Source organism: Ligilactobacillus salivarius, assembly GCF_035231985.1.
GTDB classification, from domain to species: Bacteria; Bacillota; Bacilli; order Lactobacillales; family Lactobacillaceae; genus Ligilactobacillus; species Ligilactobacillus salivarius.
Map to the genome: position 1 here is coordinate 570920 of NZ_CP117983.1, position 16144 is coordinate 587063.

At 31.2% G+C, this 16144-nt stretch carries 17 protein-coding genes; 13 read left to right on the forward strand and 4 right to left on the reverse strand.

The genetic code is table 11. The annotated features are described in order from the left end of the window. Positions 1–38 precede the first annotated feature (38 nt). Both PTA89_RS02710 and PTA89_RS02715 read left to right on the forward strand, forming a co-directional pair. A complete protein-coding gene (locus PTA89_RS02710) occupies positions 39–383 on the forward strand; it encodes a YlbF family regulator (protein ID WP_003699755.1) in 345 nt (114 codons plus the stop codon). A gap of 92 nt (positions 384–475) precedes the next feature. Further along, on the forward strand, positions 476–1423 hold the full coding sequence (locus tag PTA89_RS02715; RefSeq protein ID WP_324177372.1) for a 3'-5' exoribonuclease YhaM family protein: 948 nt from the start codon (positions 476–478) through the stop codon (positions 1421–1423). 72 nt (positions 1424–1495) lie between these two features. Here the strand turns inward: PTA89_RS02715 and PTA89_RS02720 are convergent, their stop codons facing one another. From PTA89_RS02720 to PTA89_RS02730, 3 genes are all read right to left on the reverse strand, one after another. Then, positions 1496–2386, reverse strand: coding sequence for a peptidylprolyl isomerase PrsA (locus PTA89_RS02720; protein WP_324177373.1), 891 nt, complete (start codon positions 2384–2386; stop codon positions 1496–1498). A 119-nt stretch (positions 2387–2505) separates the two neighbouring features. Then, entirely contained in the window at positions 2506–2784 is a 279-nt protein-coding gene (locus PTA89_RS02725; RefSeq protein ID WP_324177374.1) for a hypothetical protein, read from the reverse strand. Positions 2785–2787: 3 nt separating this feature from the next. Continuing rightward, entirely contained in the window at positions 2788–3216 is a 429-nt protein-coding gene (locus PTA89_RS02730) for an HIT family protein (protein WP_081509359.1), read from the reverse strand. 120 nt (positions 3217–3336) lie between these two features. Between PTA89_RS02730 and PTA89_RS02735 the strand changes: the two genes are divergently transcribed. From PTA89_RS02735 to trmB, 4 genes are all read left to right on the forward strand, one after another. Beyond that, positions 3337–4077 (forward strand): ABC transporter ATP-binding protein, encoded by a 741-nt coding sequence (locus tag PTA89_RS02735; RefSeq protein WP_324177375.1) that lies wholly within the window; start codon positions 3337–3339, stop codon positions 4075–4077. Then, positions 4070–5263, forward strand: coding sequence for an ABC transporter permease (locus PTA89_RS02740; protein ID WP_324177376.1), 1194 nt, complete (start codon positions 4070–4072; stop codon positions 5261–5263). The genes PTA89_RS02735 and PTA89_RS02740 overlap by 8 nt, the downstream gene beginning before the upstream one ends. 62 nt (positions 5264–5325) lie before the next feature. Continuing rightward, the gene (locus PTA89_RS02745; protein ID WP_003699765.1) at positions 5326–6114 is read left to right on the forward strand and encodes a phosphotransferase family protein; all 789 of its coding nucleotides are present in this window, start codon (positions 5326–5328) and stop codon (positions 6112–6114) included. A gap of 75 nt (positions 6115–6189) precedes the next feature. After that, complete coding sequence (gene trmB / locus PTA89_RS02750; RefSeq protein WP_003709822.1) at positions 6190–6828, forward strand: tRNA (guanosine(46)-N7)-methyltransferase TrmB; 639 nt, start codon at positions 6190–6192, stop codon at positions 6826–6828. Here trmB and PTA89_RS02755 read toward each other — a convergent pair. After that, positions 6811–7152: a hypothetical protein gene (locus PTA89_RS02755; RefSeq protein ID WP_273779480.1), complete on the reverse strand. Its 342-nt coding sequence runs from the start codon at positions 7150–7152 to the stop codon at positions 6811–6813. The two genes, trmB and PTA89_RS02755, sit on opposite strands and share 18 nt — an antisense overlap. 124 nt (positions 7153–7276) lie before the next feature. Here PTA89_RS02755 and PTA89_RS02760 point away from each other — a divergent pair, with 124 nt between their 5' ends. The 7 genes from PTA89_RS02760 (at position 7277) to polA (ending at position 16141) form a co-directional block, all read left to right on the forward strand. Further along, complete coding sequence (locus tag PTA89_RS02760) at positions 7277–7594, forward strand: thioredoxin family protein (RefSeq protein WP_003705885.1); 318 nt, start codon at positions 7277–7279, stop codon at positions 7592–7594. Positions 7595–7621: 27 nt separating this feature from the next. Then, positions 7622–8272 (forward strand): YtpR family tRNA-binding protein, encoded by a 651-nt coding sequence (gene ytpR, locus PTA89_RS02765; protein ID WP_003705886.1) that lies wholly within the window; start codon positions 7622–7624, stop codon positions 8270–8272. A 93-nt stretch (positions 8273–8365) separates the two neighbouring features. Beyond that, a complete protein-coding gene (locus PTA89_RS02770) occupies positions 8366–10651 on the forward strand; it encodes a DNA translocase FtsK (RefSeq protein WP_273779322.1) in 2286 nt (761 codons plus the stop codon). Positions 10652–10726: 75 nt separating this feature from the next. Next, positions 10727–12058, forward strand: a complete 1332-nt coding sequence (murC, locus tag PTA89_RS02775) for a UDP-N-acetylmuramate--L-alanine ligase (protein ID WP_273779320.1) — start codon at positions 10727–10729, stop codon at positions 12056–12058. Between the two features lie 108 nt (positions 12059–12166). Then, positions 12167–12607, forward strand: coding sequence for an FAS1-like dehydratase domain-containing protein (locus tag PTA89_RS02780; RefSeq protein WP_003702490.1), 441 nt, complete (start codon positions 12167–12169; stop codon positions 12605–12607). Between the two features lie 33 nt (positions 12608–12640). Next, positions 12641–13342: a Bax inhibitor-1/YccA family protein gene (locus PTA89_RS02785; protein WP_324177377.1), complete on the forward strand. Its 702-nt coding sequence runs from the start codon at positions 12641–12643 to the stop codon at positions 13340–13342. A 120-nt stretch (positions 13343–13462) separates the two neighbouring features. Further along, positions 13463–16141 (forward strand): DNA polymerase I, encoded by a 2679-nt coding sequence (gene polA / locus PTA89_RS02790; RefSeq protein ID WP_081533837.1) that lies wholly within the window; start codon positions 13463–13465, stop codon positions 16139–16141. The last annotated feature ends 3 nt before the right edge of the window (positions 16142–16144 follow it).

Below are 16144 nucleotides of genomic sequence, written 5' to 3' on the forward strand. Positions count from 1 at the left end.
TGTTAAAATAAGAATATAAAGATTTTGGAGGAATTATTATGATAAATGTTTATGATACAGCTAATCAATTAGAAAAAGATTTACGTGAATCACAAGAATACAAAGATTTGCAAGCAGTTGTTGCTAAAGTTAAGGCAGATGATGCTACTTTTGCAGTTTATAAGAAATTAAGAGAAGCACAAAAAACTTTACAAGAACAACAAATGCAAGGAACGCTTGACGAAAAAGTGATGAAATCATTACAAGAAATTAGTCAAGAAGCTTCTCAATATCCACTAATGATGGAATTGATGGAAAAAGAACGTGCCATCAGTGTTTTGATTGATGATTTGAATAAGATAATTTTTAAACCTTTAAGTGAAGTATATGATATAGAAGGTTAAGATTTAACTCCCATGGAAGCACAGAGTTGCTTAACTGGGAGTTTTTATTTTAAAATAAGTTTTAGAGAAACAAAGTGTGAGGAAAAGTAGGAATGGAAGAAAAAAAGTTATTAGATTTTTCAATAAATGAAAATATGGATATTTTTGTTTTGATTAAAAGTGCTGAAGTAAGAGTAGCGAAAAATGGAAAAAAGTTTATTGCCTTTAATTTTGCTGATAAATCAGGTGAAATAAGTGCTAAATTCTGGAATGCAACTGAAAAAGAAATCGAAGAATTTAAAGAAGGAAAAGTTGTCAGATTAAAAGGAAAAAGAGAGAATTATCAAGATAATCCGCAAATTAAGATATTTAATTTAAGAATTGCTACAGGAAATGAACCTAACAAACCTGAATATTATTTACAAACTGCACCAGAATCAATTAAAAAAATTGAAGAAGAAATTAACAATACATTTTTTGAAATTACTAATCCTAAATGGAATAGAATAGTGAGATATTTGCTAAATAAATATCATGATAGTTTCTTTTCATTTCCTGCGGCTAAGAAAAATCACCATGCTTTTTCTGGAGGATTAGCATTTCATACAGTATCTATGTTGAGGTTAGCCAAAGCAATTGCCAAGGAATATGATGTATTAAATGAGTCATTGTTATATGCAGGAGTTCTTCTTCATGACTTGGGGAAAGTAAAAGAATTATCTGGACCGATAGCGACTAAATATACACTAGAAGGTAACATGATAGGGCATATTGTAATTGTTGACGAAGAAATTGTAAAAGCGTGTGAGATATTGCAGATAGATTATAATAGCGAAGAAGTAATTTTGCTAAGGCATATGATATTATCACACCATGGTTTGTTAGAATATGGGTCACCGGTCAGACCACATATTATGGAAGCTGAAGTATTACATCAAATCGATCAACTTGATGCATCGATTCAAATGATGAAGAGTTCGTTAAGTCATACAGAATTTGGTGAATTTTCTGAGCGTATTTTTGGTCTTGATGGTCGTAATTTCTACAAACCTAAAGAATAAAGATATCAAGTAGATATTATTTTATTAGAAAATAAAAAGGCACATAGTCGAAATTGACTTGTGCCTTTTGTTCTATTTAGAACTAGAAGAACTACCTAAGTAGCTAGATAAAATATTTTGTAAATCTTTATCTTTAATAGATACATTACCCTTCTTTAGAACCTTAGATACAACTGTTTGTAGAGTTGTAGAATCACTCATCTTAGAATCGATGATTTGTGATTTTAATTTAGAAGTATGATCTGACATTTTACCTTTGCCAGGATTCTTAATAGAATAAATTACATGGTAACCATATTCTGTTTTTACAGGTTCAGTTGTAAATGATCCTTGCTTTAATCCAAAAGCAGCTTTCTTAAAAGTACTATCTAATGAAGTATCTGTGTTGTCAAAAGCAGCTAATTTACCACCATCGTTCTTAGTAGAAGAGTCAGTAGAATACTTCTTAGCTAATTTCTTAAAGTTAGCGTAACTTCCATCTTCTTTTAATTTATTAATGATGTCTTCAGCAGTACTTTTCTTTGATACTAAAATATGAGCTACTGTAACTTTAGGCTCATATTCTTTCCATTGAGCTTTTAATTGTTTATTGGTGATTTTTGTATTATCTTTTACAGCTTCTTTTAAAAGTAAGTTAGAACGAATTTCTTGTTTGAAACTAGATTTAGTCATGTCATTTTGTGCTAAAACAGAATCAAAAGAAGAACCATATTGTTTTTTGTAAGTATTATATTGTTCATTAACTTTTTTATCAGAAACTTTTGAACCATATTCTTTTTCAAGAACTTTATTTAAGATCATTTGTTGAAGAACTTGCTTACCAGAAGAAGTTTTCTTCATACTACTATAGTATTCACTTTCAGTAATCTTTCCGCCAGATGTTGTAGCTACTGTCTTTGAACAAGCAGCAAGACCGAAAGTTAAAACAATACCAGATATGGCAACTAACCATTTCTTTTTCATGATAAATATACACATCCATTCAATTAATTTAAATTAACGATAATAACTATACCATAGATATTGAAATGATAGTAAAAAAAACTAAATCTTACAAAAAAATAAAAGAAAAAGTCTAAAAATCAAAGACTATCTAAAGTTTTATTGACTTCTTGAGAAAAAGTGTCAATTTCAGTTAATAAATTTTCAATAGTATCTGAGGATTCACTAACCTGATCTAATAGTTGCATTACATTAAACAAGACTTTCTTTGAAGCAAAAGAAACTTGTGAAAGTTCTTTAGATAAGTTTTTATAGTAATCTTTATAGATAAGAAATTCATTTTTAAGAGCTTTTCTATTGTAATAAGCTAATCCAACAACACCTAGAGTAATTGGAATAATAAGTTTTCTTTTTTTCATAGATTATTTCTCAACCTTAGAAGAAATTTGATTAGCAATTTCTTGAAGTTTTTTACTATCATATTTTGAAGAATTATCATCAAATCTAAGGCCGAATCCTTCTTTTTTACTATAACGAGGAATCAAATGTATATGTGAATGGAACACAGATTGATAAGCAACTTCACCGTTATTATTAAGGATGTTAAGACCTAAAATATTAGGATTAGAATTTTTAATAGCTCTGGCAAGCATTGGAATACGACTAAAAACCTTAGCAGCTAAATCTGTATCGTATTCATAAATATTAGCTACATGTTTTTTTGGAACTACCAAAGTATGTCCAGGAGTAACTTGTGAAATGTCTAGGAAAGCTAATACTTCATCATCTTCATAGACTTTTGTGCTAGGAATTTCACCAGCAATGATTTTACAAAAAATGCAATCTTCCATAAATTTCTACCTTCTTTCAAGTTAATCTATCTACAATTATACACCTATTAGGCGATTACTAGACATAATTTTTAACTGCTGCTAAGATGATATTAAATTAAGAAATAGAAGGAATGTAAAATGACTTTAAAGGTTAAGAATTTAGTAGGTGGTTATTCCCAAATACCAGTGTTGAAAGGGATTGATTTTAGTGTTGATAATGGCGAATTGGTGGGCTTGATTGGTCTGAATGGTGCTGGAAAGTCAACGACAATTAATCATATTATAGGGTTATTACATGCTATGAAAGGTTCAATTGAGATAGATGGAATAACTATTGATGAAGATGCACAAGCATACAAGAGTAAGATTGCTTATATTCCGGAAACGCCCATTTTATATGATGAATTAACGTTAAAGGAACATATAGAGTTGACGATACTGGCATATAATTTAGATAAAGATGAAGCTTGGAAAAGGGCCAATGAGCTATTGGAAATATTTAGGTTACAGAATAAATTGGACTGGTTTCCGGCCAACTTTTCAAAGGGTATGAAACAAAAGGTAATGATCGTGTGTGCCTTCATTACTAAGGCTAAGCTCTTTATTATTGATGAGCCGTTTTTGGGATTGGATCCATTGGCTACAGATGATCTATTAAAGCTCATAGATGACGTTAAAAAGAAAGGATCAGCTGTGTTAATGTCTACGCACGTACTAGGAACGGCCCAAGAGTACTGCGATCGATTTGTAATGATTAATCATGGAGAATTGAAGGCAAGTGGGACATTAGAAGAATTACGAGCTCAATTTAATAAGCAAGATGCTTCTCTTTCTGAGATTTATTTGAGTTTGACTAAAGGGGAAAAGGCCAATGAATAATCTATGGAAGAAGCGATTAAACCTGTATCTAAAGAGAATGATCAAGTACTATCGCTATGTATTCAACGATCATTTTGTAATTGCGTTACTCTTTTTACTGGGTGGAATAAGCTACACATACTCTAATTTCATAAAGTCCTTAAATGTAGATCTATCGTACCCATGGGCCAAGCCGGTAGTAATCATTGTCTTACTTGTGATGTTGCAATTTGGAAAGGTAGGGACATTAATTGATGAGCCTGATAAAGTGTTCCTTTTGCCACAAGAAAAGGGTATGAGAGAGTATTTGATGAAAGCACAAAAGCGAGCTTGGGTATCAAACAGCGTTATTCAAATCGTTGTCTGGATCGTTTTACTGCCTTTCATTTACTACGGTGTCCATTTAAACTTAGTAGAAAGCATAATCCTATTATTAAGTCAGGTAGCTTTAAAGGTTGCCCAAGTAAACTTATTCTTTATCCGAGCCTTTGAAGCAAAGTATCAAGCAGGCAAATATAGTCTTATCCTTAATTATGTGGTACCTTTAATCGTTTATATGCTTGGCTTGTATGTATCCATATATTTCGCATTGGGGATTACCGTTGGACTAATTCTGTATTTGAAATCATTGCCTAAAAATAAAATCATTCAGTGGAATTATTTGATAGACGTAGAAAAACTAAGACTGATGAGAAAATACAGTTTCTTCAACCTATTTACAGATGTTCCCCAAGTAAAGAAGAAAGCTAAGCGTAGAAAGTACCTAGACTGGCTCATACCTAAGTTTAAAAACGTATATGGCTACCTATTCATTAGGGCAATCATCCGAAATGGTGAATATAGTGGCCTGTATATACGCTTAACCGTTATCGAGTTCATTGTCCTACTCTTTATCCCTAAATTCTGGCTTAGCCTGGTAATAGGAATGTTGTTCATCTACTTAATCGGCTTCCAAATGTTACCACTATACAAGTACTTTGACGATAATGTATTCGTACATCTATATCCACTTGAAACCAACAGTAAAGGTAAAGAATTCAAAAGTATCTTATTAGCTTTATTGATAATCAATGCCTTCCTAGCAACCATAGCCGTATATATCGCTATCCAAAATATACTACTCTCAGGAGCCTTCCTTGCCCTTGTATTAGTCGAAAGCATCCTGTTTGTTTATGGATATGTAAATTTAAGGTTAGAAAAATCTTGACACTTAATAGATATATTTGTAGACTTAGTTTAGTTAGCACTAAATGCGAGGAGTAAGTCATTATGAATCTTAATTTAGAAAATGGATGGCAAATCCTCCCAATCGGTGGTGACACAGATACAGCATATATGGGAATAAAAAGTGATCAAAAAGTATTTTTAAAACGAAATACCTCTCCTTTTTTAGCAGCATTGTCTTTGGAAGAAATAGCACCTAGACTAATATGGACGAAGAGGATTTCAACAGGTGATACTTTGACTGCTCAAGAGTGGTTAAATGGTAGATCTTTATATAGAAGTGAAATGGGACAAAAATCGGTATCTGATTTATTATATAAAGTTCACCATACTCCTGTACTTAAAAAAATGTTAATTCAAGTTGGTGGGAAAGTAGTTACGCCAATTGATTTAGTGAGAAAATACTTTGAAGGACTTCCTGATGATTTAAATCAGCATCCGTTATTGAATAAAGTAGCAAATTATCTAAAGGCTAATCAGCCTGATTTAAAGTCTGACTTTTATGAAGTATGTCATGGAGATTTAAATCATAAAAACTGGTTGTTGTCAGATAAAGAAAAGCTTTATTTAGTGGATTGGGAATCAGCTAGAATTGCTGATCCAGCTAGTGATCTTAGTATGTTAATGTGTCAATATGTCCCACGTAAAAATTGGGAGCAATGGTTACGTCAGTATGGTTTAGAAGTGAATAGAGATTTATGGTATCGAATTTACTGGTATTCATTGATAAATTTATTGCTCGATGTTAAATACTATCATCAACGTGGTCGTTTCACAGAAATGAACCAAGACATATTAAAAATATCAGAATTAATTAATGAACTTAATTTTTAAAATGTAGAATTGTTGAGATAGAGGAAGTTAGTACATTAACCCCTCTATCTTTTATTTTTTGTAGGAGGACTAGTATTGCGATTAAGAAATAAACCCTGGGCTAAGCCTTTGATTGAAGAAAATCCAGATTTTGTAGTAACAGAACCAACAAAATTAAAAGGAAAATGGCACACACGTTTTCAAAATAATAATCCAATTTTTGTCGAAATAGGAATGGGGAAAGGTCGTTTTATTGTTGAAATGGCCAAAAAGAATCCAGAAAAGAATTACATTGGATTAGAATTACAGACAGTTGCTGTAGGAATTGCCTTGAAGAAACAGTTAGAAGAGAAACTACCTAATCTTCAGTTAATATGTGCTAATGGTAGTGGCTTAGGAGAATATTTTGAAAAAGGTGAAATTGCAGGTATCTATTTGAATTTCTCTGATCCTTGGCCTAAGAAACGTCAAACTAAAAGAAGATTGACTTACAAAACTTTTCTCGAACAATATAAAGAGGTATTAGATTCAAATGGACATATTGAATTTAAAACTGATAACCAAGGATTGTTTGAATATTCTTTAGTTAGCATGAATAATTTTGGAATGAAATTTGACGGAGTTTGGTTGGACTTACATTCATCTCCTGAGGCTGAAGATAATGTAATGACAGAATATGAGGAAAAATTTAGTAAAAAAGGGCAACCAATTTTTAAATTAGAAGCCCATTTCTAAGTAGATAATATGTGAATCAATAATTTTTCCGGTTTTTGCATCTGCAGTAAAGGTATAATTAATGGTTTTTCCTGAAGGATCAATACATTTTACACCACCAGCATAAGTTAATGGTTGATTAAATTGATAATTTTGACGAGGATATACGTGGATCCAGGAATCTTTGACTATATATTGTTTGGAAAATTCGTCTCTTATCTTTGATAAGACAATCTCGCTATTTTTGATATACTTCCTTTTTAAATAGAAGATGAGCAAAAATAACGGACAAAGGACAATAAGCAGAGCAAAAAGCAATTGTAAGTTCAGTTTTTTCACAGTCATCAATCCTTTCAAACTAACTATAGTAATATCAAATATTTGATGAATAAGCAATATATTTTACTTATTATTTTTTTAAGTTATAATTAAGGCATAATTAATTACAAAAAGTAAGGAAGTGTCTGTAATGGAACAATTGGCAAAAATGAATAAACAAGAACTAGAAGAAAAATTAGCAGAGGGAAAATACGTACTATTTTTCACAGCTGATTGGTGTCCTGATTGTCGTTTTATAAAACCAGCTATGCCTGAAATTGAAGAAGAATTTTCAGATTTTAACTTTATTCAAGTTGATAGAGACGAAAATATTGATTTATGTCAAGAATTAGATGTATATGGAATTCCAAGCTTCATTGTTTATGAAGATGGAAAAGAAGTAGATCGTTTTGTAAATAAAGATAGAAAGACTAAGAAAGAAGTAGAAAATTTCTTAAAAGCGATCTAAAATTTTAATAAAGGAGAAAAGAATCAGATGTTTATTGCTAGTTATAATCCTAAAAGTATAGGTGATGTATTGGTTGTTGTTCTAAGACCTGATACAATCCAACAAAAATCAGAAAAAAAGGGAAATGTTGTAAGAATTTTTGACGCTGAAAGTAATACAACATTAGGATATAACTTTTTTGGTATTTCAACTGTGTTGGCGGACCTACAAGGACATGGAGAGGAAAAATTAAATCAAGAACAAGTGGATAAGTTGAATAAATTACTTGAAGAAAATGATTTTGATCCAGAATTAATTTTAGATGCTAATCCAAAATTTGTTGTAGGGTACGTAGAAAGTATGAAAGAACATCCTGATTCTGATCACTTACATATTACCAAAGTAAAAGTTGATAATGATCAAGAATTGCAAATTGTATGTGGCGCTCCAAATATAGACGAAGGACAAAAGGTTGTAGTGGCTAAAGTAGGAGCAATGATGCCAAATGGTGCTATGATTTTTCCTGGAAAATTACGTGGTGTAGAAAGTATGGGAATGATTTGTTCTGCTAGAGAATTAGAGTTACCTAATGCACCACAAAAGAGAGGAATTTTGGTTTTACCTGAAACCGATGCTTTTGAAGTAGGAAAAGAGTTTAATTTTGTAAAAGGTGCAGAATTATTTACAAATAAAGCGTAATAATATGATAGAATGGGCTAGTACTCAAATTTATTTTGAAATATTAGCCTATTTTTTATAGGAAAATAAAGAATTTAGATAGGATGAGATAGAATGGAACATTATGATGGACCAGCTTTTTTTCGTAGACAAGGTCGATCAAGTAATATAGATGAAAATAGTGCAAAAAAAAGTTCAAATGTTTCTTCTACATCTTCTTTTAAGAAAGCTAGTCATAAATTTGAAGGAAGAAATATTAGACGTCAAAGAGCTTTTGTGCGAACAAGCACAACTTTGGACAGTTATAGAACACGTTCATTTCGCCCTACATATGTACCACCTTCATCTATTAAGTTTACTAACAAGAATGACAAAGAAAAATATAGTAAGTTAGTAGCAAAATTGAGATTAAAATTTAATAATTTATGGTTATTCACGGATGATTTTCAAGAGTCTAAAGATATTGTAGATGATAATATCTTTGAAGAAAATAATCTCCAACAAATTGAAGATAAAAATGAATTACCTGAAGATGAATTAGAAACACCAGCAGATAGTAAGTTAACTGAAGAAATAAATGATGACAATGCTGATGACAATATTAAAGTTAATAAAGAACAAGAAATTAGCGAGCCTACTGATGATGAAGAGAATCAAGGAAATGAGGAGACAGAAGATATAAATAGTAACGAGATAGAAGTTTCAGAAGATTCTATGGAACAAAATGATATTGATACTATTTCTTCAGAAGAAAGTGACGACAATAGTATGGATACAGTAATTCCTTACGAAACAGCTAGAAATTATCATCATGAAGAAATTGAAAAAACTGTAGAACTTAAGCAGCAAGATGATAATGCTCCTAAGAAGAAAGCATTAGATCGTTCTTTAGATGAAATTATGCAACAAGAAAAGAATGATATGCAAAGTCACTTATCCTTATTTAATCAGTCGCAAAAAGGTGACAATAAGGAAAATTTAATGTATAAATTCCCGGAAATGTCATTACTACCAGATCCTGTAATTAATGATGAAGATGAGATGGATGAATGGGTGTTACAAGAAGTAGATATTCTAAATGAGACCTTAGAGGCTTTTCATGTTAAAGCTGAAGTTACTAATTGGACTATTGGCCCAACAGTTACTCAATTTGAAGTAACGTTAAATAGGGGAGTTAAAGTTAATAAAATTACAAATTTGACAGATGACTTAAAATTAGCTTTAGCAGCTAAAGATATTAGAATAGAAGCACCAATTCCCGGAAAACGAAGTGTGGGAATTGAGATACCAAATAAAAAGTCACGTCCAGTTATGTTATCAGAAGTCTTAAATTCTAAAGTCTTCAAAGAAGCAACCTCACCTTTAACTGTAGCATTAGGTGTAGACTTATTTGGACAACCCCAAGTTACAAATATAGCTAAAATGCCACATGGTCTGATTGCGGGGGCAACAGGTTCGGGGAAATCAGTATTTATCAATAGTATGTTAGTATCTTTATTATATAAAGCAACACCGGCAGAGCTAAAACTGCTACTGATTGATCCTAAAGCTGTTGAAATGGCTCCATATCATGATATTCCACACTTATTGGCCCCTGTTGTATCTGATCCTCAAGCAGCTACGGCATCATTAAAATGGGCAGTTAATGAAATGGAAGAACGATTTGAACGTTTAGCGGCTGCAGGAGCTAAAAATATAGAATCGTACAATGAAAAAGCTGAAGAAAACGGAGATTATGGATTAAAAATGCCATATATTGTCATCGTTATAGATGAGTTGGCAGATTTAATGATGGTCGCTTCTTCTGAAGTTCAAGATTATATTATAAGAATTACACAAAAAGCGCGTGCAGCGGGGATACATATGATAATTGCAACGCAACGTCCAAGTGTAGATGTTATAACTGGTGTTATTAAAAGTAATATACCTACTAGAATTGCTTTTATGGTATCTAGTCAAGTTGATTCAAGGACGATTCTAGATTCGTCTGGAGCAGAAAGATTACTTGGTAGAGGAGACATGTTGTATTTAGGAAATGGTGAAAGTCAAGCAAGACGTATTCAAGGAACGTACGTTGAGGATGAAATAGAAAAGATTACAGACTTTATCCGAGAACAAGGAACTCCGACATATGCTTTTAATCCAGATAAGTTAAAAGTTATAGAGACACAGACTGAAAATGAAGATGATCTAATACCTGAAATTTTAGAATATATCGTTAATGAAGATGGGATTTCTATATCTAAGCTTCAAAGAGTATTTTCAATAGGCTATAATAGAGCTGCAAAAATTATTGATGATTTGGAAAGTAAACAATACATTTCGTCTGCAAAGGGGTCTAAACCTAGGGACGTATATTTAACTCCTGAAAAACTTGAAAAAATGAAGGAAACAAATTAAGTCTAAATAATAAAAATAATTATATTTATGGTATCATTGAAATGATCGGAAGTTAGAAAAGAGGAAACATAGATTATGAATAGTGAACAAACATATTTTTTTGTAGGAATTAAAGGAACTGGAATGAGCTCTTTAGCTTTAATTTTACATGATAAAGGATATAAGGTTCTAGGATCTGACATTGATAAGTATACTTTCACACAAAGAGGCTTAGAGAATGCTGGAATAAAAATTTTACCATTTGATGAAGATAATATTAAGGAAGATATGATCGTAGTTGCTGGTAATGCATTTGGTGATGATCAAGTAGAAATTAAAAAAGCTCATGATATGGGATTGACAGTACAAACATACCCAGAAACAGTAGAACAAATTATTGAAGAAACAACAAGTATAGGTGTTGCTGGTGCACATGGTAAAACAAGTACATCAGGTTTACTAGCTCATGTATTAAGCGGAGTATCACCAACAAGCTATTTAGTTGGCGATGGTTCTGGTAAGGGAACTCCTAATGCACGTTTCTTCGTTTTTGAAGCAGATGAATATCGTCGTCATTTCGTTGCATATCACCCAGATTATGCGATTATGACTAATATTGATTTTGATCATCCAGATTATTTCACAGACATTGATGATGTTAGAGATGCATTTGAAACATTGGCTATGCAAACTAAAAAAGGAATTTTTGTATGGGGCGAGGATGAAAACTTGCGTAAACTTAATGCAAAAGTTCCAGTGCATTATTATGGTACTAAGTCGGATGATGATTTTAGAGCTGAAAACATTAAACGTACAACAAAGGGTTCTAATTTTGATGTTTATTTCCATGATGAATTTATTGGAAATTATGATATTCCAATGTTTGGGGAACACAATGTTTTAAATAGTTTAGCTGTAATTGCTGTTTCATATATGGAAAAAGTAGATCAACAAGAAATTGCTAAAGAATTGTTAACATTTAAGGGTGTTAAGAGACGTTTTACGGAAAAAAGTGTGGCAGATATGGTGATTATTGATGATTATGCACATCATCCAGCAGAAATAAAAGCAACAATAGATGCAGCTCGTCAACAATATCCAGATAAGAAGATAATAGCAGTATTCCAACCACATACTTTTAGTAGAACAATTGCGTTAATGGATGAATTTGCTGAAAGTTTAAGTTTAGCAGATAAAGTTTACTTAACTGATATCTTTAGTTCTATTAGAGAACATGATGGAAAAGTTTCTTCTGAAGATTTAGGTAAGAAAATTAGTAAAGGTGGAGAGGTTCTAAAATTAGATAATATGTCCCCTCTACTAGATTTCCATGACGATGTTGTTATTTTTATGGGAGCAGGAGATATTCAAAAATATGAACATGCATATGAAGATTTGCTAAGTAATTTGAGCTTAAAAAATAACTAGTTATTAAAAGATCATTCTAAAAAATATCAAAACAGACGCCTGTCTAATTAATTGTTAAAAAAATCTACATGTGGTATGATATATCTAAGAAAACGTGGAGGTGTTGTCATGTCTGAAGATGTGCATAGGCGCGGTAAAACAATTGATGAGATAAAAGAAGGAGATTCTTTAACTGTTACTGAAAGTATAAGCGATAGAGATCTGTTATTATATTTAGGTATTACAAACGATAATAATCCTCTATATATTCAACATGATTATGCAAGAGATACTGAGTATCAAAAGCCAATCGTTCCACCAGTATTACTTACAGGTATTATTACAAGTTCAATTTCTAAAGTTTTACCAGGACCAGGTAGTGATGTAGTTAATTTATCAACTAATTTTATCCTTCCCGTCTATCATGATGAGATGGTAACATTTAGTTTTGAAGTTATTAAAGTTGATAGCATGAAAGAAGTTATTACGATTTCTGTTGAAGGTGAAAATGAAGATGGAGATCGTGTTATTGATGCAGTGGTGATTGTAAAACCACCTAAGATTTTTTAATACTTTAGACTATGAGAGGATTTGATATTAAGAATGAATAATAATGAGATTTATGGAAATCAAGCTGGACTAAATAGTTTTATGGCTAAGATGTATGGCTTTATGGCTGGTGCAGTTGCAATTTCTGCTGTCACAGCTTATCTGATTTCTAATGTATATAAGGTACAAGCCTTAACTTTTTTTGCTAATAATCGTTGGGCTGTATGGGGAATTTTGATTTTGCAAGTTGTTTTAGTTATGTCTATGTCTTTTAAAGCTGACAGATCTCCAGCTATGTCCTTAACGGGATTGGGATTATATTCAGTATTAGAAGGATTATTTTTTGGTTTAATTGTTCAAGTTTATTCAAGTCAAGATGTAACTATGGCATTTGTTTCAGCAACAGTTATGTTTATAGTTTTAGCTTTGATGGGAACAAATACTAAGAAAGATTTGTCAGGAATAGGTCGTCAAGCAATGGCTGCTTTGATGGCTTTAATTATTGTAATGATAATTAATATTTTCCTAAAAAGTTCAATTATAACTTTAGTATTTTCATTTATAGGTGTTATTATCTTTGCTGCTTTAATCGCTTGGGATTCACAAAGATTCCGTCAAATGTACATTCAATATGGAAATCAAGTTAATGTAACAAATTTAGCAATTATGGGCGCGTTACAATTATATTTAGACTTCGTAAATTTATTTATACAATTATTAAATATTTTTACTGGTTTAGGTGGAAACAAAGATTAATATTTCAGGCTTGGGATTTTTCCCAAGTCTTTTTTTATTTAATAGAATATAGTTTATTGGTACAATAAGATTAGAAGAAAACGAAGGGAGTATATAGTTGGACTTCCAGCTAAGTGTATTATGGTAGAAGAAAAAAATAAATTATTATTAATAGATGGAAATAGTGTTACATTTAGGGCTTTTTTTGCTTTGCATAATTCTTTAAGTAGATTTGTAAATCATGAAGGATTACATACTAACGCAATTTATGGATTTAAGAATATGTTAGATAGCATCTTAACTAAGGTTAACCCTACACATATATTAGTAGCATTTGATGCTGGTAAAACTACTTTTAGAACTGAAAAATTTACTGATTATAAAGGTGGGAGAGCTAAAACTCCTTCAGAATTATCAGAGCAATTTCCAGAAATAAAAAATTTACTAGAAGGATATGGGATAAAAACTTACGAGCTAAAAAATTATGAGGCTGATGATATTATCGGAACATTAGCTGCAAAAGCTGAAAAGAAAAACTATGATGTTGTAGTTGTTACAGGAGATAGGGATTTAACGCAATTAACAACTGATAAAACAACGGTTGCTGTAACAGTTAAGGGTGTTAGTGAGATTGAAGAATATACTCCAAGTCATGTTGAAGAAAAAATAGGTTTAATCCCTGAACAAATCGTTGATATGAAAGCTTTAGTGGGTGATACTTCTGATAACTATCCTGGAGTTACAAAAATTGGTGAGAAGACAGCAATTAAATTGTTGAAACAATATGGTACTTTAGATGGAATCTATAAAAATATAGATGAAATGAAAAAGTCTAAGATGAAAGAAAATTTAATCAGAGAAAAGGAAATTGCTTATTTATGCCAAGATTTAGCAGAAATTAGAAAAGACGCTCCAGTTGAAATAACTTTAGAAGAAACTGAATGGACTGGAAAAGATATTGAGAAATTAGTAACGTTATATCAAAAATTAGATTTTCGAAAGTTTTTATCACAATTAAAGGATGAAAGTAGTGAACAATTAGATATTTTTGAATCTAAAAGTAATATAGAATTTACTGAATTAACAGAAGAAAATTTAGATGATATAAATGTTAGTGATAATGATGAAATAGTATTTAATTTAGAAATAGATGGAGAAAATTATCATACAGCTGAAATTATTGGTTTCTCTATTAAAATAGGTGATAAATATTTAGTGTCGGATGATATAGATTTACTAAAGAAAAAACAAATCAAGAATTTGTTGGAATCAGATGAAGTTGAAGTAGATTTATTTGATGGCAAAAGACAATATGTTGGCTTAAATAGATTAGGTGTTACTTTATCGAAAATTAATTTTGATTTGTTACTTGTATCATACTTGCTAGATAATAGTGAAAATAGTAATGATCTAGGTTTGTTGGCACAACAGCACGAATATTATGATGTAGAATCTGATGAGCAAATATATGGTAAAGGTGCTAAACATGCTGTGCCAGAAGATAAAGAAGTTTTATTTGAACATTTAGTGAGAAAAGTAAAAGCGATAAATAATTTAAAAGAAAAATTATTTAATGAGTTAGAAGAAAATCAACAACTAGATCTATATACAAAAATAGAACGTCCATTGTCGATTGTATTAGCAAATATGGAAATTGCGGGCGTAAAAGTGGATAGTAATAGACTAGAAACTATGCAAAGTGAATTGAAAGAACGATTAAGTGAACTAGAGCAGGAAATATATAATGAAGCTGGAGAAGAATTTAACTTAAATTCACCAAAACAATTAGGTGTTATATTGTTTGAAAAATTAAAGTTACCAGTTATTAAAAAGACAAAAACAGGATATTCAACAGCAGTAGGTGTATTAGAGCAACTTAGAGGTATGTCCCCAATTGTTGATAATATCTTACAATATCGTCAATTAGCTAAAATACAATCTACATATATTGAGGGATTGTTAAAAGTGGTTTCTAAGACAGACGGAAAGGCTCATACAAGATATACTCAAACCTTAACTTCAACAGGAAGACTATCTTCAGTTGATCCAAATCTACAAAACATTCCTGTTCGTTTAGAAGAAGGTAGAAAAATACGTCAAGCTTTTGTTCCAAGTCATCCAGGATGGGAAATATTTTCTTCTGATTATTCACAGATTGAATTACGTGTATTGGCACATATTTCAAAAGACAAAAATATGCAAGAGGCTTTTAAGGAAGGTATGGATATTCACGCAAGTACAGCGATGAGAATTTTTAATGTAGATAGTCCAGATGAAGTAACTCCTAATATGAGAAGACAAGCTAAAGCTGTTAATTTTGGAATTGTATATGGTATTAGCGATTACGGTTTATCACAAAATATAGGGATATCAAGAAAACAGGCTAAACAATTTATAGATACTTATTTAGATACATTTTCTGGCGTAAAAGATTATATGGAAAAAATTGTTGAATTTGCTAAAGAAAATGGATATGTAGAAACTATTTTTAACAGAAGACGATATCTACCTGATATAAAGAGTCGTAATTTTAATTTACGCTCTTTTGCTGAAAGAACAGCTATGAATTCACCAATTCAGGGTAGTGCAGCTGATATTATTAAGGTTGCGATGATTAATATGCAAGAAATGTTAAAAGAAAAGAATTTGCAAGCAAAAATGCTACTTCAAGTACATGACGAATTAATCTTTGAAGCACCAACAGAAGAAATTCCATTATTAGAGGATATGGTTCCAAAAGTTATGGATTCAGCAGTTAAGCTGGATGTACCGTTAAAAGTTGAAAGTAAGCATGGACAAACTTGGTTTGATACGAAGTAGGAA